22 protein-coding genes are annotated in these 19,870 nt (G+C 59.5%); all 22 read left to right on the top strand.

Going from position 1 to position 19,870, the window contains the following annotated elements:
• Nucleotides 1-55 precede the first annotated feature (55 nt).
• The 22 genes from CLU93_RS22195 (at nt 56) to CLU93_RS22100 (ending at nt 19,837) form a co-directional block, all read left to right on the top strand.
• Nucleotides 56-637 carry a hypothetical protein gene (locus tag CLU93_RS22195; RefSeq protein WP_099763333.1) on the top strand — a complete coding sequence of 194 codons (582 nt, stop codon included), beginning with the start codon at nt 56-58 and terminating at the stop codon, nt 635-637.
• On the top strand, nt 627-1,895 hold the full coding sequence (locus CLU93_RS22190; RefSeq protein ID WP_099763332.1) for a PBSX family phage terminase large subunit: 1,269 nt from the start codon (nt 627-629) through the stop codon (nt 1,893-1,895). The genes CLU93_RS22195 and CLU93_RS22190 overlap by 11 nt, the downstream gene beginning before the upstream one ends.
• The gene (locus CLU93_RS22185) at nt 1,895-4,165 is read left to right on the top strand and encodes a portal protein (RefSeq protein ID WP_099763331.1); all 2,271 of its coding nucleotides are present in this window, start codon (nt 1,895-1,897) and stop codon (nt 4,163-4,165) included. The genes CLU93_RS22190 and CLU93_RS22185 overlap by 1 nt, the downstream gene beginning before the upstream one ends.
• Complete coding sequence (locus CLU93_RS22180) at nt 4,162-5,163, top strand: hypothetical protein (RefSeq protein WP_099763330.1); 1,002 nt, start codon at nt 4,162-4,164, stop codon at nt 5,161-5,163. The genes CLU93_RS22185 and CLU93_RS22180 overlap by 4 nt, the downstream gene beginning before the upstream one ends.
• A 62-nt stretch (nt 5,164-5,225) precedes the next feature.
• Entirely contained in the window at nt 5,226-6,065 is an 840-nt protein-coding gene (locus CLU93_RS22175; protein ID WP_143451783.1) for a hypothetical protein, read from the top strand.
• A gap of 13 nt (nt 6,066-6,078) precedes the next feature.
• Nucleotides 6,079-7,353 (top strand): P22 phage major capsid protein family protein, encoded by a 1,275-nt coding sequence (locus tag CLU93_RS22170; RefSeq protein ID WP_099763328.1) that lies wholly within the window; start codon nt 6,079-6,081, stop codon nt 7,351-7,353.
• A gap of 57 nt (nt 7,354-7,410) precedes the next feature.
• Nucleotides 7,411-7,554 carry a hypothetical protein gene (locus tag CLU93_RS28300; RefSeq protein WP_180287910.1) on the top strand — a complete coding sequence of 48 codons (144 nt, stop codon included), beginning with the start codon at nt 7,411-7,413 and terminating at the stop codon, nt 7,552-7,554.
• 3 nt (nt 7,555-7,557) lie between these two features.
• On the top strand, nt 7,558-8,220 hold the full coding sequence (locus tag CLU93_RS22165) for a hypothetical protein (RefSeq protein WP_099763327.1): 663 nt from the start codon (nt 7,558-7,560) through the stop codon (nt 8,218-8,220).
• Nucleotides 8,187-9,602 carry a packaged DNA stabilization protein gene (locus tag CLU93_RS22160; protein WP_099763326.1) on the top strand — a complete coding sequence of 472 codons (1,416 nt, stop codon included), beginning with the start codon at nt 8,187-8,189 and terminating at the stop codon, nt 9,600-9,602. The genes CLU93_RS22165 and CLU93_RS22160 overlap by 34 nt, the downstream gene beginning before the upstream one ends.
• Before the next feature lie 37 nt (nt 9,603-9,639).
• Entirely contained in the window at nt 9,640-10,050 is a 411-nt protein-coding gene (locus CLU93_RS22155; RefSeq protein WP_180287909.1) for a hypothetical protein, read from the top strand.
• A 9-nt stretch (nt 10,051-10,059) separates the two neighbouring features.
• Entirely contained in the window at nt 10,060-10,431 is a 372-nt protein-coding gene (locus tag CLU93_RS22150; RefSeq protein WP_099763324.1) for a hypothetical protein, read from the top strand.
• Entirely contained in the window at nt 10,431-10,751 is a 321-nt protein-coding gene (locus tag CLU93_RS22145) for a cupin domain-containing protein (RefSeq protein ID WP_099763323.1), read from the top strand. Before CLU93_RS22150 ends, CLU93_RS22145 begins: the two co-directional genes overlap by 1 nt.
• A complete protein-coding gene (locus CLU93_RS22140; protein WP_099763322.1) occupies nt 10,744-11,283 on the top strand; it encodes an aspartyl/asparaginyl beta-hydroxylase domain-containing protein in 540 nt (179 codons plus the stop codon). The genes CLU93_RS22145 and CLU93_RS22140 overlap by 8 nt, the downstream gene beginning before the upstream one ends.
• 1 nt (nt 11,284) lies before the next feature.
• Nucleotides 11,285-11,980: a hypothetical protein gene (locus CLU93_RS22135; protein ID WP_099763321.1), complete on the top strand. Its 696-nt coding sequence runs from the start codon at nt 11,285-11,287 to the stop codon at nt 11,978-11,980.
• 14 nt (nt 11,981-11,994) lie between these two features.
• On the top strand, nt 11,995-13,239 hold the full coding sequence (locus tag CLU93_RS22130; RefSeq protein ID WP_099763320.1) for a hypothetical protein: 1,245 nt from the start codon (nt 11,995-11,997) through the stop codon (nt 13,237-13,239).
• Nucleotides 13,239-15,458: a hypothetical protein gene (locus CLU93_RS22125; RefSeq protein WP_099763319.1), complete on the top strand. Its 2,220-nt coding sequence runs from the start codon at nt 13,239-13,241 to the stop codon at nt 15,456-15,458. The genes CLU93_RS22130 and CLU93_RS22125 overlap by 1 nt, the downstream gene beginning before the upstream one ends.
• A gap of 94 nt (nt 15,459-15,552) precedes the next feature.
• Complete coding sequence (locus CLU93_RS27915; RefSeq protein ID WP_143451782.1) at nt 15,553-17,664, top strand: hypothetical protein; 2,112 nt, start codon at nt 15,553-15,555, stop codon at nt 17,662-17,664.
• A gap of 107 nt (nt 17,665-17,771) precedes the next feature.
• Nucleotides 17,772-18,197 (top strand): hypothetical protein, encoded by a 426-nt coding sequence (locus CLU93_RS22120; protein WP_099763318.1) that lies wholly within the window; start codon nt 17,772-17,774, stop codon nt 18,195-18,197.
• Nucleotides 18,194-18,469: a hypothetical protein gene (locus tag CLU93_RS22115; protein WP_099763317.1), complete on the top strand. Its 276-nt coding sequence runs from the start codon at nt 18,194-18,196 to the stop codon at nt 18,467-18,469. The genes CLU93_RS22120 and CLU93_RS22115 overlap by 4 nt, the downstream gene beginning before the upstream one ends.
• Nucleotides 18,466-19,002 (top strand): glycoside hydrolase family 108 protein, encoded by a 537-nt coding sequence (locus tag CLU93_RS22110; protein ID WP_099763316.1) that lies wholly within the window; start codon nt 18,466-18,468, stop codon nt 19,000-19,002. The genes CLU93_RS22115 and CLU93_RS22110 overlap by 4 nt, the downstream gene beginning before the upstream one ends.
• The gene (locus CLU93_RS22105) at nt 18,999-19,364 is read left to right on the top strand and encodes a hypothetical protein (protein ID WP_099763315.1); all 366 of its coding nucleotides are present in this window, start codon (nt 18,999-19,001) and stop codon (nt 19,362-19,364) included. Before CLU93_RS22110 ends, CLU93_RS22105 begins: the two co-directional genes overlap by 4 nt.
• Nucleotides 19,361-19,837, top strand: a complete 477-nt coding sequence (locus tag CLU93_RS22100) for a hypothetical protein (RefSeq protein ID WP_099763314.1) — start codon at nt 19,361-19,363, stop codon at nt 19,835-19,837. Before CLU93_RS22105 ends, CLU93_RS22100 begins: the two co-directional genes overlap by 4 nt.
• Nucleotides 19,838-19,870: the final 33 nt, after the last annotated feature.

Below are 19,870 nucleotides of genomic sequence, written 5' to 3'. Positions count from 1 at the left end.
AAATGGTCGCGGGCTTTTTGCATTCTGCGCGTGTTTTTTCATAGGAGAACTGGTCATGGGTCGCAAATCGTCGCTGACCAATGACCAGTGGGTAGAGGTTGAGCGGCGCCACCTGGTCGACGGTGTTTCGATTAATGCGCTGGCGCAAGAATTCGGCGTCAATGAATCCTCCATCCGGCGCAAATTAAAGCCGAATAAAGCCGAAGCGCCAAATGCGAAAAAAGACCTGCGCGTCATAGCGGAAAAGATGGTTCAGGCTGATGCGACGAATAAGCATATTGCCGAACTGTTCGGCGCATTGCCGCAAGGCCAGCAGCGGATCGTCTCTGAGTTGGCGCGCAAGCTGTCGAATGTGAGTGAGCATGCCGCGTCGGCAGCCGAGTTTAGCGCTGCCTCGATGCACCGCTTGTCGATGCTGGCAAACCAGCAGCTCGAACTGGTGGACGACGTGGATCCATTGAAAAGTATTAAGCGCCTGCAAGTGGCGGCGCTGCTGCAGGGCCATGCCAACGCCGCCAGCAGTATCCCGATGAACTTGTTGAGGGCGAACAAGGAAGCTATCGACGACATGAACAAGGGCAACGTTCCGGAAACGATGAACTGGCAAATCGAGTTCGTGAGTCCTGATGGCAATTAAATTCCCGCAAAAGCTGGCCTTCCTGCTGACGAAGAAGGCCCGCTACAAGGGCGCAAAAGGCGGCCGTGGCAGTGCAAAGTCTTGGAGCTTTGCCCGTGCACTGTTGATCAAGGGAAGCGCGCAAAAGCTGCGCATACTGTGCGCACGCGAGGTGCAGAAGTCGATCAAGCAGTCCGTGCACAAACTGCTGAAGGATCAGATTGAGGCGCTTGGCCTTGGCTCTTTCTACCAGGTGTTTGATACCGAGATACGAGGCAAGAATGGCACCGAGTTTGCTTTCTCGGGCCTGGCCGAGCACACGGTCGAGTCGGTCAAGTCGTTCGAGGGCTGCGATATCGTCTGGGTGGAAGAAGCGCAGACGGTCAGCAAACGCAGCTGGGCCGTGCTGATCCCCACCATTCGGAAGGACGGCTCGGAGATATGGCTGTCGTTCAATCCGGAACTCGATTCGGACGAGACCTACGACCGCTTCATCACGAACCAGCCTGAAGACGCGATCATCGTCGACATGAACTACATGGACAACCCATGGTTCCCCGAGACGCTGGAGAAAGAGCGTCAGCACGCCAAGCTGACGCTGCCGCCAGCCGAGTACAGCAACATCTGGGAGGGCAAGTGCATGCCCGCCGTGGTCGGCGCGATCTATTACGCGGAAGTTGCCCAGGCCGAGGAAGAGAGGCGCCTATGCAACGTGGCTTACGACCCGATGCTGAAGGTGCACGTGATCTTTGACCTGGGCTGGAACGATGCCATGTCGATCAGCCTCGTGCAGCGCCACGCCGGCGAGTTGCGCATCATCGAGAACATCGAAGACAGCCACAAGACGCTTGACCATTACTCGGACGATCTGAAGAAGAAGAATTACAACTGGGGCCTGGTCTTTCTGCCACATGATGGCCGCCACAAGGATTACAAGTCCGGCAAGAGTGCCGAGGAAATCATGCGCGGCTTCGGATGGGATGTGCGAATCACCCCGAACATGAGCATTGAAGACGGTATTCGCCTGACCCGCATGACCTTTCGCCGCATGTACTTTGACAAGGGCAACGCTGCGCGGCTGTTCCAGTGTGCCAAGCGGTACCGGCGCCAGATCAACCAGCAAACCCGCGAGGCTGGCGCGCCACTGCACGATGAGTGGTCGCACGGCGCTGACAACCTACGCTACATCGCCATCAATGCGGAAAGCATGACCAACGACACGTCGCGGCCCGTCTACGACTACACCAATTCAGCAGCATCAGGAGCAAGGGCAATTTAATGGACGACTTCCAGGAAGCGCAGGAGCTGTACGAGGACGCGATGAACGCGACTCGCGAACAGCGGCAGCAGATAGAGGAAGACCTGCGCTTTTCCGACCCATCGAATCCGCAGCAATGGGATGAAGCCGTCAAACGCTCCCGCGAGCTTGACCCGGGTGGCGCGCGGCCGTGCCTGGTGATGGATCATGTGGGCCAGTACGTCGCCAACGTAGCCGGCCAAGTCACCAAGTCGCCGCCAGCCATTCACACGGTGCCAGTCGGCTCGGGCGCCGATGTGAAGGTGAGCGAGCAGCTCGACGGCATGCTGCGCCATATCGAATACGCCAGCCGTGCGCAGGCTGCTTACGGTATCGCCCTGACTTCGTCGGCCCGCACCGGAGTGGGCTATCTGGTAGTGCGCCCTGAATACGTCGACCGCGCGCTTGGTTATCAGGAGCCGCGTATCAGCGCTGTAGCCGATCCGCTGCGCGTGGTGTTCGACCCATGGAGTGTGCAGCTCGACGGCAGCGATGCCACGTTCGGCTATCTTCTGACCGCCGTCAGCCAGCGCGAGTTCGAGCGAAAGTACGGCGTCAAGGCCGAGAAAAAGAGCTTCGGCTCGGAGCGCCAGTCATGCGGCGAAGGTGAGCGACAATCCATCATCGTGGCCGAGCAGTGGTACAAGGAAGAGAAAACGCGCCACGTCAGTATCTGGACCGGTCTCGATGGCGAAGACCAGGCGGGCAGCGAGGATGAATACTGGGCGGCGTGCAAGGCGGCCGGAGCGCAACTGCCGCTGCAGCGGACGTACAAGGATAAATATGAGTGCGTGAAGTGGCGCACCATGTCTGGCGCCGGTATTCTGGAGACCCCGAAGAACAAGGATGACAGCGAAGGCCTGTACCCGGCCGATTCCATCGGAATTGTGCCGGTGTATGGTTACTGGGGTATCGAGAACGGTGTCATGCGTTATTGCGGTATCCCGCGCCGCGCGATGAACCCACAGCGCGCCTACAACTATCACAAGTCGGAGTTGCTGGCCTATATGGGCAGCGCGCCAAAGGCACCATGGGTCACGCCAGCGCGCGCTATCGCCGGCCTGGAAAAGCTGTGGGACCGCGCTTCGCTCGATTCACGCGCCTACTTGCCATATCACGATGTAGATGAGCGCGGCCAGCCTATTGCGGCGCCCTCGCGCCCGAATGTGTCCGTCAACCTGCAAAACCATGCAGTTGGCGCCGCCGATGCGCTGCATGACCTGGAAGCGAGCATTGGCATGTATCAGGCCAACCTGGGCGCGCCGAGTAACGAGTCGTCTGGCGTGGCCATCGATGCACGCAAGCAGCAAGGCGAAGCCAGTACCAGCCACTTCCCGCAACAGCTGGCCTTCTCTCTGGGCCAGGTAGGCCGCATCGCCGTGCAGATGTCGACGAAGCTGATCGATACCAAGCGGCAGCAGCGCATCATGGGTATCGACGCAAAGCCCGGCACGGTCACCATCGACCCAGAGCAGAAGGAGGCGATGCGGGACACTGACGGGGGTATCGTCATCAACCCGAACGTCGGCGACTATGACGTGCGCGTGGTGGTGGGCTCGTCGTTCTCCACCCAGCGCAGCCAGGCACAGACAGCCCTTGGCGAGGTGATGCGCACGAACCCGGACCTTACGCCTGCCATCGCACCGCTGTGGGCGCGTAACCTGGATATCCCGCATGCCGATAAGTTGGCCCAGGTGTTGACCGCCATGGCACCCTCGGCAGTGCAATCCATCCTGGACCCGGAGACCAACAAGGCACCGAAACCCGAACAGCTGATGCAGCAAATGAAGCAGATGCAAGAGTCACTCAAAGAGGCGCTGCAGCATGCGCACGATGCGCAGACCGAGGCAGATGAAGCCATGGAGCAGGTGCACAACAAGCGCGAAGAAAATGAGGCCAAGGAGCGCGAACTGAACATCAAGGCCTATGACGCCGAGACCAAGCGCCTGCAATTGACCAGCGCGGCCATGACGCCGGAACAAATCCAGATGATGGTGGCGCAAACCATTGAAAGCATGCTTAGCAACCCGACCCCGCTGCCGTCTGAAATGCCCGAGAGCGTAGATGAGCCTGCCATGCTGGCCGAACAGCAGGCGCAGCAGGCACAAGCGCCCGCCCCGAATGATCCCGAGCAGATGGATGCGCAAGCGCCACCCGGCCCACTCGATCCGCAAGACCCTGCCGCGATGCAGACCCAACCGAACCCGCCCAGTGCGGGTTTTTCTTTATCTGAACAGGAAATTCCACAATGACAGCGCTGGCAATCGGCTCTACGGTCTCCGCGACCGTGAAGGATGGCGGTACTTTGGCCATCGCATCTAACGGCGGTCTTGGCAGTATCACCTTGACCGCTGGCGCCGACGCAGCAGTGACGACGAATTTCGGGCCTGATGCGACCAGACAAATTCTCGGGCCATTTCCTGAGGGTGCGCTTGTTTTGCTCCTCAATACCAGCTGCAATACACTCGATTATGAGTTCCGCAGCTTCTATGACCCTACTGCAGCAATCAGCGTGCCAGGGCTTTCCATTATAGGCGGTGGCACACCAGCAAAGCTGACCAATCCAACGTTGCAGGCCACAAATTCGGTCGATAACTTTACCCAAATCAGTATCCAGAACAAGTCTGCAACCGCAAATTCAAGCGCTGATCTGGTCGCCTACCCCGACAACGTCACGTCGAGTGACTTGACCGGCTTCATGGATATGGGCATCACATCGAGTGCATACGCGCAGGCGGCATATGCGATTACAGGCCAGAACGAGAGCTACCTGTTCGGCTCGGCCCCCAGCGGTGCTGGCAAGACTGGCGACATGGTCATTGCAACCGATAGCACGGGATCGAGCAATGCGATCTGGTTCGGAACTGGTGGCTTTGGCTCTTTGAACAATCGCCGCGCCGGTTTTTCCGGCGTCACATTTCGGCCATATACCAATGGCGGCTGCCAACTGGGCGCAAGTACCCTGGGCTGGGCGCGCTTCTACATGGACTACACCAATACCGGCACGGTCGGCGCGGTGACCATCAATAAGGCCGCAGGGCGCGTCAACATCTCGGCGGCTGGAACGGCGATTGTCGTTACGAACAGCCTGTGCACCTTGAATGCGCACGTGATGGCGATGGTATCGAGCAACGATGCCACTGCCATTGTCAAGAACGTGGTGCCCGCAGCAGGCAGTTTCACCATCAACTTGAATGCTGCCGCAACAGGTCAGGTTTCGGTCGACTTCTTCATTGTCAGTGCCGACTAAAAACATATTACTTGCCACAACCAGCCGCTGATCGCGGCTTTTTTCTTTTATGGGAGTCGAAATTGAACACTGAAACCGCATTGCCACAGGGCGACAACGCCGCGGCGGGCGCCAGCAACGATAGTCAGGTCGGCGCTGAGCATGATCAACAGCATGCCGATGCTGGCCACGCCGATACTTCCACCAACTCCGATGAAGGCGATGGCAATGCCACGTCAGCGGAGCAGCAGCCGAAAGAAAAAACGCCGGAACAGCGCGAATTGGCGCGCCTGCGCCGCAGGGTCGACAGCCTGACCCGCCAGAAGTACGAAGCGCGCGCCGCAATCCCTGCTGCGCAACAGCAACAGCAACAGAACACCGAAGCCGACGATGACGAACCCGTATCGATGACTCGTGCAGAAATGCAGCGCCACATCGCAGAGCAAGCCAAGCAGCTTGCACCAGCGCTGACGCAGCAGCAGGCCGTGGTTGATCGCCGTCAGGGGATTGTCACCTCACTGGCCAAGGAGTGGGGTGCCGAGAAGTTCGACACCCTGGCGTCCGACCTGGACGATGTGTTCGGCGGTTTAGCAGATCGCAGCGGCACGCCTAAGCCTGCCACCGACGCGATTTTCGAATCCGACGATCCGAAAGGCGTCATCGAGTACCTCACCGACCCAGATAACGCCGAGGAGGCTGAGCGTATTTCGACCATGTCGCCAATTCAAGCCGGCCGCGCCATCACGCGCCTGGAAGACAAGCTGAAAGCGGCCAAGGGAAACACCAAGCCGAAGCCCAGCAACGCGGCGCAGCCGCTGGAAGCGCCGCGCAACGGCGCCGGCAAGACCAGCCCCATGCCCGACCCATCCAACACCAAGGCCTACATCGCCTGGGCAAACGCCCAGGAACGGGCACAACGCTAAATAGGAGCCATACATGGCTAACGCACTCATCACCTCGCAGGTCATCACGAACGAAGTCCTGCGCATCGCACATAACAGCTCGGCTTTTCTGGGCAATATGAACTCGGACTTCAAGGAGTCCTGGGAAAAAGAACTCAAGCCGGGCAACACCGTCAATGCGCGTGCGCCAGTCCAGTTCACCCATCGCACCGGCGAGACCGCCAACGTGCAGGACATCACCGAGCGCAGCGTCCCGGTAACCCTGCAGCCCTTGCTGGGCCTGGACTTCGGCGTCGGCTCGACCGAACTGGCCACCTCCATCGGCAGCGACGGCAAAGTCAGCAAGGCATTCAAGGACCGCTATCTCAAGCCTGCTGGCCTGAAACTGGCCGCCATCCTGGATTACAGCGTCGGCAACATCCTGAAAAACGGCACACACCAGATCGTTGGCACGCCTGGCACGCCACCAGCGACGTTTGCAGACCTGCTGCAGGCTGGTGTGCCTCTGGACCGTATGAGCGTGCCGCGCGATGGCATGCGCATGGCGGCAATCGAGCCTGGCGCCAATGCCGCCATCGTGGCGGGTTTGTCAGGCCTGTTCAACAACAAGGAAGTGCTGGGTGAGCAATACAAGACGGGTATCATCAAAACCGGCGCCGGCCTGGACATTGCCATGTCGCAGAACGTGCCGTCGCACACCGTTGGCCCGCTGGGCGGTGTGCCGCTGGTGAATGGTGCCAACCAGGGCGTCATCAACGTGGGTGCGACGGACAACCCGTACGCGGCAACGACGTCGCTCGTTACCGATGCCTGGACCGCTGCGGCAGCCTTGCGCTTGAACGCTGGCGATACTTTCAACATCGCCGGCGTGTTTTCCGTCAACCCTGAAACTAAGGCATCCACCGGGGTGCTGCAATCTTTCCTGGTGACCGCAGCGGTATCGTCCGATGGCGCCGGCAACGCGACCATCATCTGCAGCCCGGCCATCATCGCTGGTGGCGCCTACCAGAATGTGACCGCGCGCCCCGCGGATAACGCTGCCCTGACGATCACTTCCGGCGCCGCCAACCAGACCTATACGCAAAACATGGTCTGGCACCGTGACGCCATCACCTTCGTCTCGCCCAAGCAGGAACTGCCAGGCGGTATGGACATGGCCTATCAGGCGTCCATGGCCGACGAGGGCGGCCTGTCGCTGCGTTTTGTGCGCGGCTACGACATCACCAACAACAAGTTCGTCAGCCGCTTCGACATTCTGTGGGGTGCGGCGGTGACGTTGCCGAACTTCGCAGTGCGCCGCACCAACTAAAGCGCCCAGGGCCAGCCTTCCCGCTGGCCTTTTTCTTTCCCATCACCAAGGAAAACCATGTACCCACTGAATATGAAACTGCAGCAAGGCATCGGCTTCGCCGTGGCGAACGATGAAGACGAGCACCAGGCCCTGACCGAGGCGGGCTACGAGCCGGCATTCATCGCCGTAGCGGCACCCGAGAAAAAAGCGGCCAAGTAAGCCATGGTCACCGCCCGCACCATCATCAGCCTGGCCCTCGAGTCCATGAACCGGCTGGCGCCCGGCGAGGCGGTCGACGCCGACCTCGCCGCCGTCTGCCTGCGCCGGCTCAATGCCATCGCCGATGACTGGTCGGTCGGCAGCACCATGCCGCCGCAAGACCAGATCATCTCCGGCGTGGTCACGGGTCCGACGCTAACGCTGGGCGCTGGTGATTTTGCAGCAATCGCACCGGGTGACCAGGTCGAGCAGCTGCAAGCCGACGACTATCCCATGGCACCCATCACCATGGCGCAATACAACGATATTCAGCTGAAAACGACAGGTGGCCGTCCGGAAGTCTGGGCGCAAGATGGCCTGTCCACCATCTTTCTGTATCCAGCCGCCACCGGAAACACCATCAACGCGCTGTCGCGCAAGGCCTTTTCGCAGTTTGCAGACCTCGATACCGGCTACTTGCTGCCTGCTGGCTATCAGGGTGCCTTTGCAGCCTCTCTGGCCGTGGCCATGGCACCGGCACTGCTGGGCAAGGTCACCGCTGACCTGATGCTGGCCGAGCAACGCGCTCTATTCCGCATAAAAAGCGGAAATGTCCGCCCCGCCATGCTGAGCGCCAACCCGCTGGCGCCGACATGCGTCGGCAACATCCTGCAGGGATGGAACTGATGGCCGGCCGCAACTACGTCGCCTGCATCGGCCCCAGCTACCACCTGGATGATCGCAAGGCAGCTGTGCAGACGGCGATCAACTGCTATCTGGAGCAGATCGAAGGTCTGGGTGAAACGCGCGTGCTGACGCAGGTGTCGGCCCCTGGTTTGGCCCTGTTCCTCACCTTGGGCGCCGAGATTCGTGGCCAGCGCAACGTTGAAGGCCGCTGGTTCGTCGTGGCTGGCAGTACCTTATTCGAGATCGTGGACGGCGCCGCCGTCAGCCGCGGCACGCTGGCATCGTCCAGTGGCACCGTCGGCATGGCGCACAACAACACCCAGCTGGTGATCGTGTCCGGAGCGATGGGCCAGGTCTACACCTTGGCCAGCAATGTGCTGGGCATTATCACTTCGCCGGCCTGGCGCGGTTCGAACACGGTCGACTTCATCGATGGCTATATGATCTTTGTGGCGCCCGGTATCGACCAGTTTTACATCACCGCCCTCGACGACGCCAGCAAGATCGATGCCCTGGACTTCACCTCGGCCGACGCGCAGCCGGACAACATCGTCACCAGCAAGGTGCTGCACCGTGAATTGATCCTGCTGGGCACCTACACCACCGAAATCTGGATCAACAGCGGCGGCGCCTTGTTCCCTTTCGCGCGCTACAACTCGGCGCAGATCGACGTCGGTTGCGTCGGAAAGGATGCCGCCATCGTCGCTGCCGATTCGATCTTCTGGATCGGCCAGACGCGCACCGGCAGCGGCATTGTGTATCGCATGCTGGGCCATGCCCCTGCCCGCGTCTCCACGCGCGCCATCGAGCAGCTGCTGGCCAAGTCTACCGACCTGGCAGCGGCCAGCATGTGGACATACCAGGTTGACGGGCATGAATTCATCGGCATCAACGCGCCAGGCATGAGCACCACACTGGTCTACGACGCCGCCATGCAGCAATGGCATGAACGTGCCGAGTGGGGCGATGGCTGGGCGCCGCTGCGTGCTACCAACGTGTGTTTCGCTAATGGTGCGCAATATGCTGGCGATGCCGCCGGCAAGCTGTACAAGATTGACCCCACCACCTACACCCTGGGCGGCGATCCGCTGGTGCGCGAGCGCACATGGCCCCATATGGTCAAGGGCAGCATGGAACCGATCACCTTTGCTGGACTGGAACTGGCATGCACCACCGGCCACGGCGGCAACGTCACGCTCGAACTGTCGAACGATGGCGGCTATACCTTCGGCCCCAAGCTGCTGCGCCCGCTCGGCGCCATCGGGCGCTGGATGCAGAAAGTGCGCTGGATGATGCTGGGCACGGCGCACGACCGGGTTTTCCGGATCCGCTGCTCCGACCCCGTCCCATTCAATATCCATGCGGCGGCCATTGATGATTAGCGTCCCAGCCCCAACCCGTATCGCCATCGGTACCGCAATGGTGGCCGGCAAGCAGGTCGAGATCTACCTCACGCCGGAATGGGCGCGCTATTTCCTTTCCCTCAATACCCAGGTTACCGACACCAGCGCGGCGGTCGGGCAGATAGGCCTGCCGGGCAAGGACGGCGCATCCGGCGCCGCTGGCGCATTTGGTGCGGCGGGCGCGGCGCTGGCCTTCATGAGTGACGCCGGCGAAGCGGCGGATGTCATCCCAGGCCCGCCAGGTAGCGATGGCGCAACTGGCGCACCCGGCCCGGCACTCTTCTTCACCGCTGCCGATCCGGAAGCGCCAGAGCTCACACCAGGGCCGCCTGGTCCACGCGGCGAGACTGGCCCGGCTGGCCCGGCCATATTTTTGTTGCAAGACGCCGAGAGCAATGACGTTCTCTGGCCAGTTAAAAATACCTAAGAGGCAATCATGGCATCGAACAAGACATTTCGCTTTGGCCCCCTGGCACTGAGCGCGACCCTGACCACCAACCTGCTCAATCCACCAGCAGCGAGCGGCGGCGTGAATGCAGGCGCCTCGCCGCAGTTCATCATCCTCAAGCACCTGCGCATCACGAACCGCACTGCGGCCGCCGTGAGCTTCTCGCTGTGGCTCGGCGCGACCGGCGCAAACGCGGCTGGTAGCGAAGTGGTGGGCGCAGGACAGGTAGTGGCGGCCAATTCCTCGTATGACTGGTATGGCCTGCTGCGCATGGACGCGGTGGACTTCCTGGTGGGCGGCGCGAGTACCGCCAGCGCGTTGACGATTTCGGGCGAAGGCGAGATCGGGGTGGCAGGCTAATGGATATCGAATTTCACGGCGGCGACGCCGAGTCGGGAAATGTCTTTGCGGTGCAGACGCGCGCCGAGGCGGGATACCTGCTCGAATCCCACGTCCATGCCCATTCGCATATGTCGGTGCTGGTGTCCGGCACAGCAGATGTCACTATCAATGGCAAGACCGAGCGTCTCACTGGCTACCGCCTGTTGACCGTGCCGGCCAATACTCAGCACAGCGTGCGCGCCGTCACTGACGTGGTGTGGTTGTGCCTGTGGGCAGATCATCTGGCGCCGAAGGAACTGGCGCAAGAATCGCTCAAGTTGGTGCCTGGGCATGGGTAAGAAAATTCTGCTTGTTGCCAAGGACTTTCCCGTTGCTCCCATCCTGTGGGCGCTGCGCAGCCACCCCGAACTGTGGAACCAGCACGATGCGCGCACGATCAGCCCGGATAGCCCACATCACGGTCTGGACGATATCTGGGCCCGCTTCGGCGCCCCGGCCCGCGCCGACGATGGTGGTGTACACGAATCGTACTGGTACCCAGCAGCTGAGGCGCTGGGCATCATCGGCATGTGCCACGACCTGATGCACATGGTCCAGGGTGTCGAGCTGGGCGGCGTGCTGATCACCCGCATTCCGCCTGGCGCCCAATGCAAGCCGCACACGGATCCGGGCTGGCATGCGCGTCGCTATGACAAATTTGCCGTGCAGCTGACCAGCGCACCAGGTCAGGAATTCTGTTTCGAGGATGAGCGCCTGGAATCGCGCCCGGGAGACGTATACTGGTTCGACAATCAATACCTGCACTGGGTCACCAATCCCACGCCGTACGAGCGCGTGACGATGATCGTTTGCATCAGGAAGGAGAAATAGCATGCCTTGGGGAGCAGCAGCAATTGTAGGTGGTGCGCTGATCGGTGCCAGCGCCACAAAAAGCGCCTCGAACAAACAGGCGGAGGGTACTGATAAGTCACTGGCTGAGAACGCACGCCAGTACGACCAGACCCGCGCCGACTATGCGCCATACCGCGAGGCCGGCGCCAAGGCGCTCGGCACCTTCGCCAGCGAGAACGACACCCCACTCGACCGGAGTCAGGTGCAACTCGAACCCGGCTATCAGTTTGGCCTAGACCAGGGTCAGCAAGCCATCAACCGTCAAACGTCCGCCGCTGGCGGCCGTATTTCCGGCGCCGCGTTGAAGGCAGCAGCCCAATATGGCACCGACTACGCCACCAGCGGCTACAGCGCAGCCTACAACCGCGCCAACCAGGCGCGTAGCGACCGGCTGAACCGCTTGGCCGCTCTGGCGCAGATCGGCCAGACCAGCACGCAGAACGTCAGCGCCCTTGGTGCCCAGACTACGGCATCCAACAATGCCTTGACGCAGGCCGCTGCCAATAATGCCGGCGCAGCGACGCTTGCGCAGGGCAATATCTGGGGGAATGCAGGCAACCAGCTGGCGGCACTGTATGGCCGCAATTCGGGCGGCAACAGCTCGCAAGGCATCACCGAAGGCGCGACGAACCAGACCGCCAACTTTAACGACTACGGCTTCGGCTACTCGCCTTGATCGGGAATTGAAAAATGGCAGACGACAATATTTTCCAGCAGTACCTGCGGCCACCGAAATCGGTCATGGAATACACGGCTGAGTACGATGCGGCCGATGCACGCAAGCAGGCCCTGGGGCAGAACGCCCTGGAGCTGGCAGCCGGCAAGCAAAAATATACCGACGGCGTGCAATCGCGCCAGCGCGCGGACCAGCTGCGCCAGGCTTTGATGGGTCTGCCACAAGGCGCCACCGACGACCAGCGCATCCAGGCGATGCGCGGTACCGCTTCGCCGGAAGGCTTCGCGGCGGCCGATGCTCTCGACAAGTCGCTGATCGAGCGGCGCAAAGGTACTGCTGCCGCCGACAAGGACGACGCGGAAACCGCCAAAACGAAGCTCGCTCAATCTGTTGCCCTGCACAATTTCCAGTCGCAGAAGCTCGCTACCGTGCAAAGCCCGGAAGATGCGCTGGCGTGGGCAGATGAAAGCCGGGCCCTGGGTCTGTTTTCGCAGCCGGGCCAGTATGAGCAAGGTGTTGCCCGCATCCAGCAGGCTGCAAGCAACCCACAAGCCTTCGCCCAGTGGAAGGCGGCGGCTATGCAGGGTGGCCAGTCGGTGACGGACCAATTGAAACAGCAATTTGAGCAGATGAAGCAGCAGGAGCAGGTGCGCCAGTTCGGCATCACTGACCAGCGCATCAAGTCCGAGGGCGATGCAAACCGTGCTGTGACGGTCTCCGGGCAAAACAAGGTCGATTCGCGCATGCGCGAGGCGAATGGGCCAGGTGGCAAGCCACCTCCGGGCTACCGCTGGAAGCCGGACGGTTCGCTCGAAGCAATCCCAGGCGGCCCTGTGGCATCAAAGACGACCGACCAGCAAACCAAACTGGCCGATGCGCAAACCGTGCTGGGCTTGCTGGACTTGGCAGAGCCGCTGCTCGACCAGTCGACGCAAGGCTATGTCGGCATGGGTGTCGATATGGCTGCCCGCGCCATGGGCAAGAGCACGTCGGGCGCCGAGGCCGCATCGGAACTGCGCGCGCTGGAAGGTGCGCTGATCTCCAAGATGCCGAAAATGTCGGGCCCGCAATCGGACAAGGACGTCTTGCTGTATCGACAAATGGCCGGCCAGATTGGCGATCCCACGCTGCCCGCGCAGACCAAACGCGCCGCCATGCGGACCATTCGCAATATTAATCAACGCTACATCGATTCGACTGGTACCGCCGCGCCGGTTAAACCAACTCTGCCGCAAGGCTGGTCTGTGGAGGTCAAATAATGCCCACCTTCACATTCACCGGCCCGGACGGGAAGAAGTACTCGGTGGCCGGGCCAGAGGGGGCGACTGAACAGCAAGCCTTCCAGATGCTGCAAACTCAGCTGGGCACCGCCGACAGCGCGCCCGTATCCGCGCCCAGCAAGCCGGCTGCTGCGCCCCCCCAAGCCAAGCCCCTCCCAGCGGAAGGCACCTTGATGGGTGGCGCAAAAGCCATGACGGCCGGCGCCGGTACCAGCGTAGGCCGCCTGGCGCTTGGCGCCCAGCGCCTGCTGGGCAAATGGTATGGCGTTCTCGGTGATGCGACCAGCTCCTCCACGCCATCCATGGCCGATCTGGTCACTGGCAACAAGCCGCAGCCGAACATGCTGGCGCGCGCCGGGAAATGGCTGGTCGACGATGCTGATGCTGGCCGCGCCCGCCTGACGGCCGAACTGGCACCTTACAAGGAAGCCTATCCGATTGCCACGGGTACCGGTGAAGTGGGCGGGGATATCCTTGCCACGCTGCCAGTCGGCGGTGCAGCAGTCAAGGGTGGCGCCAAGCTGATGCAGATGGCGGGGATGACGCGCGCGGCGCCCGGTATCATGGGCACTGGCGTCAAGGCGGCGCAGGCGGCCGGCATCGGTGCGGCGTATGGCGGCGTAATGGGCGCGGCGCAGTCCAAGGCCGATACTTTTGCGGGTACGCTGGGCGACGCGGCAACCGGTGCGGCCACCAGCGCGGCCCTGGGCGGCGTGGCCTCGCCCATCACTGGTGCGCTGGGCGCCGTGGCGGGCAACGTGAAACAGCGTTTTTCCCAGTCATCCGCTCTGGAATATGCAAAACAAAAGGTAGCCGAGGCCATTGCGCGAGACGCACGCGGCACCCTGGCGACCGGCGGCTATGTCAATCCACTCGCCCAGGTGGCCGCCCGCTTTGGCAAGCTGGGTGACGAAGCTGTGCTGACAGACGCCGCCGGCCGCAACACGAATCAGCTGCTCGACACGCTGGCCACCCTGCCCGGCCGAACCAAGGAATCCGTGTACAACCTGCAGCGGCAGCGCACGGCCGGCGTGGGTGAGCGTATGCGCAGTTCGGCCGAGAAAGCACTCGATACGCAGGGCCAGCGCTTGCCGACTACTGTAGATGCCTTGATTGCACGGCGCACACAAGACTCGGCACCACTTTACGCACAGCTGCGCAACACTGATATTGCACCATCGCCCCAACTGGTAAGCATCATTGGCGACGCAGATCGTCTTGGGGCATTGGCGCTGGGTCGAAAGATTGCAACTGGGTATCAACAGCCTTTTTTGATGGACGTTGCGCCGCCAGCTGGAAACAGCGTCACCAATAAAATTGGCGCATGGCGCATGAATGATCTGGACCACGTCAAGCAGGGTCTTGACGATTTACTGAAATCTTCCGCAGCGACCCGTCCAGACGGCACCGTTACTGCACTTGGGCGATCCTATACAGATCTGCGGACCAAGCTGATTAACGAGCTGGACGCTGCCACCACCAATCCCCAGACAGGCGCGTCGCTGTATCGCGACGCGCGTAATGCCTTTTCGCAGCCCAGCTCCCTGATCGATGCAGCAAACGCGGGAAAGAAGGCCATCAATCAAGGCGAGGCTGGTATCAACACAGTCGTGCGCAACATGAGCGACAACGAGCTTCAGGCCTTCCGCATCGGTGCCTTTGAGGGCCTACGCGAGAAGCTTGGCACCCAAGGCGGTCAAACCAACATCATGAACATGTGGAAGGAGCCGGCGACGCAAGAGAAGTTGCGCGCAATCTTCGGCAGCCAGCGCGCCTACCGCGAATTCGCCGCTGATGTGGCCAAGGAAGCGCAATTGAAGCGCATCCAGAGCGTGGGAGTGGGATCGCAGACGGCGGCCCGCCTGGCTGGCATGGGGGATATGGATACACGCGTGCTATCCGAGGCAGGTTCCAGCTTGGCATCGGCTAAGGCTGGCAACCCGCTGGCCGCCATTGGCGCCGCCAAGAATGTCTGGAACCGCGTGGCTGTACCCGAATCCGTCCGCAACCAGATGGGTGCCATGCTCCTGTCGCGCGGCGCCGAGGGCCAGCAAAACATGAATGCCATCGTCAAGATCGTGCAGCAACTCAACGACCGAAATTTGATGCTGAATGGCGGCGTCGGCGCCCTGGCTGGCCAGGCCGGCGGCAGCCTGTCCGGCAACCTCTCGACCCCAGTACGCATCCAGCAGCAGTAACCCGCACCCCACGCACCCAGCAAGCCGCCCTTCCAGGCGGCTTTTTTCTTTTCCAGCCTCGCCTATGCGGGGCTTTTTGTTTCCAGGGCCAACCATGTCAGCAAGCCAGCCAGCACTTTTCAATGTACAGGAATTTACAGATGCCGGAATCACCCTGGTCGGTGGCCGCCTGTACACCTATGACTACGGCACCACGACGCAGAAGGTTGCCTATACTGACCCCGAAGGTACGATTCCTCAGACCTATACTGCTGATGGTATGGGTGGGCAATACATTGGCTTGAACGCCCGCGGCGAGTTGCCGACACCACTCTACTTGGCCGCCGGCGCGTACGACATCAGCTTGAAGAGAGCTGATGGATCGACTGTATGGACGAGACGTGCGGAGCCAACCGCCGATGCGGCTGCTGCTATTACAACTTCTCTTGCATCAATCTCAGGAGCCTCTGTTGTTGGCTATCTTCAGGCTGCCGGCCTGGCTCCGCGCACTGTAGCAGACAAGTTGCAAGAAGAAATTAGCCTGTTCGATTTCATTCCCAAGGCACAGCAGGCAGGAATTTTGGCGAAGACCAGTACCTATGATGCCTCAGATAACATCATTAATGCGATTATCTTCGTCAGTCTTCTGCCATCAGGTACGCGCCTTGTTGCGCCGAGAGGAAAGTTTGTCTGCTCAAAATCCATTCCTTGGAAGAATAACGTTACCCTCGTTGGCAAAACCAAGATGGCTACCGTATTTGAATTTACCCACGCTGGACATGGTTTCGTTTCTACCAATCCAATTAATTCTAGTACTGCCGCCAATATTGGTATTAGCAACTGCACTATCACAACATCAAACCTTGCATCTACAGGATCTGCTTTTGTTGATGTGGGGGGATCATATGTAGATCTTGATATGGTAAAAATTACTGGTTTTAAGTACGGATCTATTTTTGACCAGACAGAGCATTTGAATGTAGACCGTTGTGAATATATTACTCCAGCAGGAGGCATTGGAATTTGGATTGTGAATGGTCCAGACTTTACACCTGGAGTCTTGCTGGGATTTACCAATAAAATTGCTATCACTCGGAATCAGTTTAACGCAGACCCCGCAGCGCTTTACAATATCCTAGACGATGGCGGCGGTTCGCACGCAATCAGAGATAATAATTTCAATGCTGGATTTGAAGCCATCCGTGCATCTGGCGTGTATGGACTGGAAATACGCAGCAATGAATCAGAAGTTCATACCGTCACTGATTTCCGCCTGACGGACACAACGGTTTCTGGAGCATATGTCGGTCCATGTGTTGGCTATGAAATTGCTACTAACCTTGCTATTTCTCCTGCAATTGCAAATATATTGATGGACCATGCAAGCAATGGTGTAATCGCAGGGAATTGCTTTGGTCAGTCGCCTGCATGTATTAATTTTACTGGTGGCTCTAATAACCAGTCTACAGGTAACGTAATCGAGGGAAATACTAAATTAGTATCAGGCGTTGGTCGCTCAACTACCGGCCCATTTGTAGCAGGGTCGTCTACCTCGATTCGACAAAATTCCATTCGCCAAGTTGCTGCTACTTATTCTCCTTCTGGTGCATCTGCTGGAGTTGCAACGATCACTCCGAAAACCATGGAGTCTATCGGCATCGGGACGCGCATGCGAATGGTCAATACAGATGGGACGAACAGCGAATATGCAGTCGTATCCTCCGTAACATCAACGACATTTACTATCACGCTGGCAACTTCGAAGGCCGTTGATTTCCAGATTTACGGAGCAACCCCATTCGACCAAGAGCAAGGATTATGGCCAGTCGCCCCAGCATTAGGAGCCTCAGTTACCAATGGAACACATACTGGTACATTTGATGGAACCTTTTCAAGGCGCGGGAATGAGGTAACAATTAGCGGAACAATTTCCATAACAGCCAAGGATGCTGCAATATCTGGCGCTTTGCAAATAAGAAATTTACCTTATCCAGCAGCTCCAGCGCCAAACTCAACTTTTTTGGTAAATATTTCTCTATTCTCTGGTTTCACCTTTGGAGGCGGAGCATACACCATGCTTTCAGGTATTATTTCTCCTGGCAGTAATTTAATTGACCTAAGAAAATCTGGAAGCGGATTAGCTGTAACAACCGTTCCTGCAACAGATCTCCCCGGAACAACTGTTACAGTCATTTTTAGCGGTACATATTTGACAAGCGCACTTTAACTACTGAAAGGTATCATCATGAATACGATTTACGAAATTGGCGGCAAGGGTAAAGGGAAACCAACAGAACAGCCAAAGTCGACGCCACCGAAGAAACCCAAGTCGAAATGAACACCTGGCGCTTCCGCCTGCTGCTTGGCCTGCTGTTTTACTCGGTAGGCTGGGCGCACGATGAGATAGCTTATCCATGGCCCAACACGCACGAATGGATGCTGGCTTATCACGGGAGCGCCGCGCTGTGTGATTTCGCTTTAATGATCTGTTCAGCCAAGATACTGACAGGCCGCCTTTCCTTCGACATGCAAGTCCTTTGCTGGGCAAGCATAGTCGTTAATTTCCAAGGCTGGATAGTCTACCTGACCCACTCCCCGCCAGCACTTTACGACGTGCTTATGCAGGGGGTGATGTATGCACAATATTTCCGGTTACTCTTTACAGGCACCATTAATGGCTACGTACATTCTTGGCGGTCTTTTCTTCGTCAGTCTCATCTTGGGCGGCCGGGTCTACATCATGAAAGTGAAAAACGATGAACTGGCAAAACGTATTAATGAACGCCGTCAACGAGGCGATAAATAGTCCTCGGCTTCTGGCAGCATCGGCCACTACCACGGCAGGATTGAGCATTGCGGAAATGGCCCAGGTGCTTACTGGCTGGGCTACCAACGCGGGCATCTTCGTCGGCGTCGTGGCCACCATCCTGCTGATTCGCATTCACCTGGTCAACTACAAAAACTCTGTCATCACCAACAAAATTCTGACGCGGCAGCTGGCCGACATTGAAAACGAAAGGGATGTAGCATGAAAATCATCGATGACCTGATTGTGCGCGAGGGCGGCTACAGCGACAACCCAGCCGACAAGGGCGGCAAGACCATGTACGGCATCACCGAAGCCGTAGCGCGTGCGTCTGGCTATGCTGGCGACATGCGCAACCTGCCGCGTGAATTCGCCGTTGCCGTCTACACGCGCCGCTACATCAACGAGCCGGGCTTCGCGCCGATCATCGCTATGCACGCCGGTGTGGTCGAAGAGCTGATCGATACGGCTGTGAACATGGGCTCCGCCGTGCCCGGGCCCTGGCTGCAGCGCCTGCTCAATGCCCTGAACCAGCGCGGCACCGCGTGGCCCGACCTGACTGTCGACGGCAAGGTCGGCCCGGCCACGCTGGCTGCGCTGGCGGCCCTGCTCAAGAAGCGCGGCGAGCTGGGCGCCACTGTGCTGCTGCGCGGTCTGAACGCCCTGCAGGCGGTGCGCTACCTGGAAATCACCGAGGCGCGCCAGGTGAACGAGGATTTCTTTTTCGGCTGGATGGCAAACCGTGTTGGTGCCCCATGAACTTCGCCAAGATCGATCCTATGCTGACAGCGCTTTGCGTGGTCTTCATCGTCATTGGCCTGTCGTTCTGGCGCGCGCAGAAGCGACCCGATTTCGCCTTCGACCTGTTCGACTTGATCATGGAAGGCGGGAAGGTCAGCAAGACGGCTGTGGCCTTCATGATGGTGCTTTGCGTGACTACCTGGGTAATCATTGACCAGCAGATCAAAGGCGCGCTGTCGTCGGAAATGTTCGGCCTGTATGGCGGCATGTGGGTTCTGCCGCTGGTTGCCCGTGTGATCTTCGACAAGCGGGAAATGCCAGTCGGGACGAGCATCACCGGTATGACGTCGACGACCGTCACCAAGGACCAGGCGTCATGACAGCCTATGCGAAGGCCGCCGCAGCGCTCGTGCTGCTTGTGCTGGGCTTCGCTTCCGGCTGGTGGCTGGGCGCCAGCCGCATAGAAGGTAAGTGGAATGCCAGCAAAGCCGCCATGGCCCAGGCCCAAAATGCCGCCATAATCCAGCGCGCCGCCGAGAACCTGGCGCAAACCCGGCAACAGGCCGCCCAGGCGGCGGCCGTGAAGAAAGTCTACAATGAAGAAATCAACGATGTTCGCGCCCGCCTTGCTGCTACTGAGCGCATGCGCAGGCCCGCCTTCTGTGCAAGTGCTGGACCTGCCGCCCCGGCCGGTACCGGTGGCGCCGCAGGAAGCGCTGCAGCCGATCCCACCAGCCGGCTACTTCCTGACGCAGTGGCGCGAAATATTCAAGCCTTGATCCTGCAGACCGAGGAGGTGGCCGCGACTGGGCGCGCATGCCAGGCGTTTGTACGAGCCAATGTCGGTCAGTAAGCATGTATAGTGGAGCTTTTCGTGACGCCAATT

Source organism: Janthinobacterium sp. 35 (assembly GCF_002754575.1).
Lineage (GTDB): Bacteria > Pseudomonadota > Gammaproteobacteria > Burkholderiales > Burkholderiaceae_D > Janthinobacterium > Janthinobacterium tructae.
Note: the sequence above shows the minus strand (reverse complement) of the source record. Positions and strands in the feature narration are given on the sequence as shown.

Excerpts from the sequence above, each read along its gene's own strand:
- CLU93_RS22185 (WP_099763331.1), top strand. The coding sequence starts at position 1,895 with ATGGACGACTTCCAGGAAGCGCAGGAGCTGTACGAGGACGCGATGAAC.
- CLU93_RS22150 (WP_099763324.1), top strand. The coding sequence starts at position 10,060 with ATGGCATCGAACAAGACATTTCGCTTTGGCCCCCTGGCACTGAGCGCG.
- CLU93_RS22135 (WP_099763321.1), top strand. The coding sequence starts at position 11,285 with ATGCCTTGGGGAGCAGCAGCAATTGTAGGTGGTGCGCTGATCGGTGCC.
- CLU93_RS22155 (WP_180287909.1), top strand. The coding sequence starts at position 9,640 with ATGGTGGCCGGCAAGCAGGTCGAGATCTACCTCACGCCGGAATGGGCG.
- CLU93_RS22115 (WP_099763317.1), top strand. The coding sequence starts at position 18,194 with ATGAACTGGCAAAACGTATTAATGAACGCCGTCAACGAGGCGATAAAT.
- CLU93_RS22160 (WP_099763326.1), top strand. The coding sequence starts at position 8,187 with ATGCGTCGGCAACATCCTGCAGGGATGGAACTGATGGCCGGCCGCAAC.
- CLU93_RS22170 (WP_099763328.1), top strand. The coding sequence starts at position 6,079 with ATGGCTAACGCACTCATCACCTCGCAGGTCATCACGAACGAAGTCCTG.
- CLU93_RS22195 (WP_099763333.1), top strand. The coding sequence starts at position 56 with ATGGGTCGCAAATCGTCGCTGACCAATGACCAGTGGGTAGAGGTTGAG.
- CLU93_RS22145 (WP_099763323.1), top strand. The coding sequence starts at position 10,431 with ATGGATATCGAATTTCACGGCGGCGACGCCGAGTCGGGAAATGTCTTT.
- CLU93_RS22120 (WP_099763318.1), top strand. The coding sequence starts at position 17,772 with ATGAACACCTGGCGCTTCCGCCTGCTGCTTGGCCTGCTGTTTTACTCG.
- CLU93_RS22165 (WP_099763327.1), top strand. The coding sequence starts at position 7,558 with ATGGTCACCGCCCGCACCATCATCAGCCTGGCCCTCGAGTCCATGAAC.
- CLU93_RS28300 (WP_180287910.1), top strand. The coding sequence starts at position 7,411 with ATGTACCCACTGAATATGAAACTGCAGCAAGGCATCGGCTTCGCCGTG.
- CLU93_RS22110 (WP_099763316.1), top strand. The coding sequence starts at position 18,466 with ATGAAAATCATCGATGACCTGATTGTGCGCGAGGGCGGCTACAGCGAC.
- CLU93_RS22130 (WP_099763320.1), top strand. The coding sequence starts at position 11,995 with ATGGCAGACGACAATATTTTCCAGCAGTACCTGCGGCCACCGAAATCG.
- CLU93_RS22105 (WP_099763315.1), top strand. The coding sequence starts at position 18,999 with ATGAACTTCGCCAAGATCGATCCTATGCTGACAGCGCTTTGCGTGGTC.
- CLU93_RS22190 (WP_099763332.1), top strand. The coding sequence starts at position 627 with ATGGCAATTAAATTCCCGCAAAAGCTGGCCTTCCTGCTGACGAAGAAG.
- CLU93_RS27915 (WP_143451782.1), top strand. The coding sequence starts at position 15,553 with ATGTCAGCAAGCCAGCCAGCACTTTTCAATGTACAGGAATTTACAGAT.
- CLU93_RS22140 (WP_099763322.1), top strand. The coding sequence starts at position 10,744 with ATGGGTAAGAAAATTCTGCTTGTTGCCAAGGACTTTCCCGTTGCTCCC.
- CLU93_RS22125 (WP_099763319.1), top strand. The coding sequence starts at position 13,239 with ATGCCCACCTTCACATTCACCGGCCCGGACGGGAAGAAGTACTCGGTG.
- CLU93_RS22100 (WP_099763314.1), top strand. The coding sequence starts at position 19,361 with ATGACAGCCTATGCGAAGGCCGCCGCAGCGCTCGTGCTGCTTGTGCTG.
- CLU93_RS22180 (WP_099763330.1), top strand. The coding sequence starts at position 4,162 with ATGACAGCGCTGGCAATCGGCTCTACGGTCTCCGCGACCGTGAAGGAT.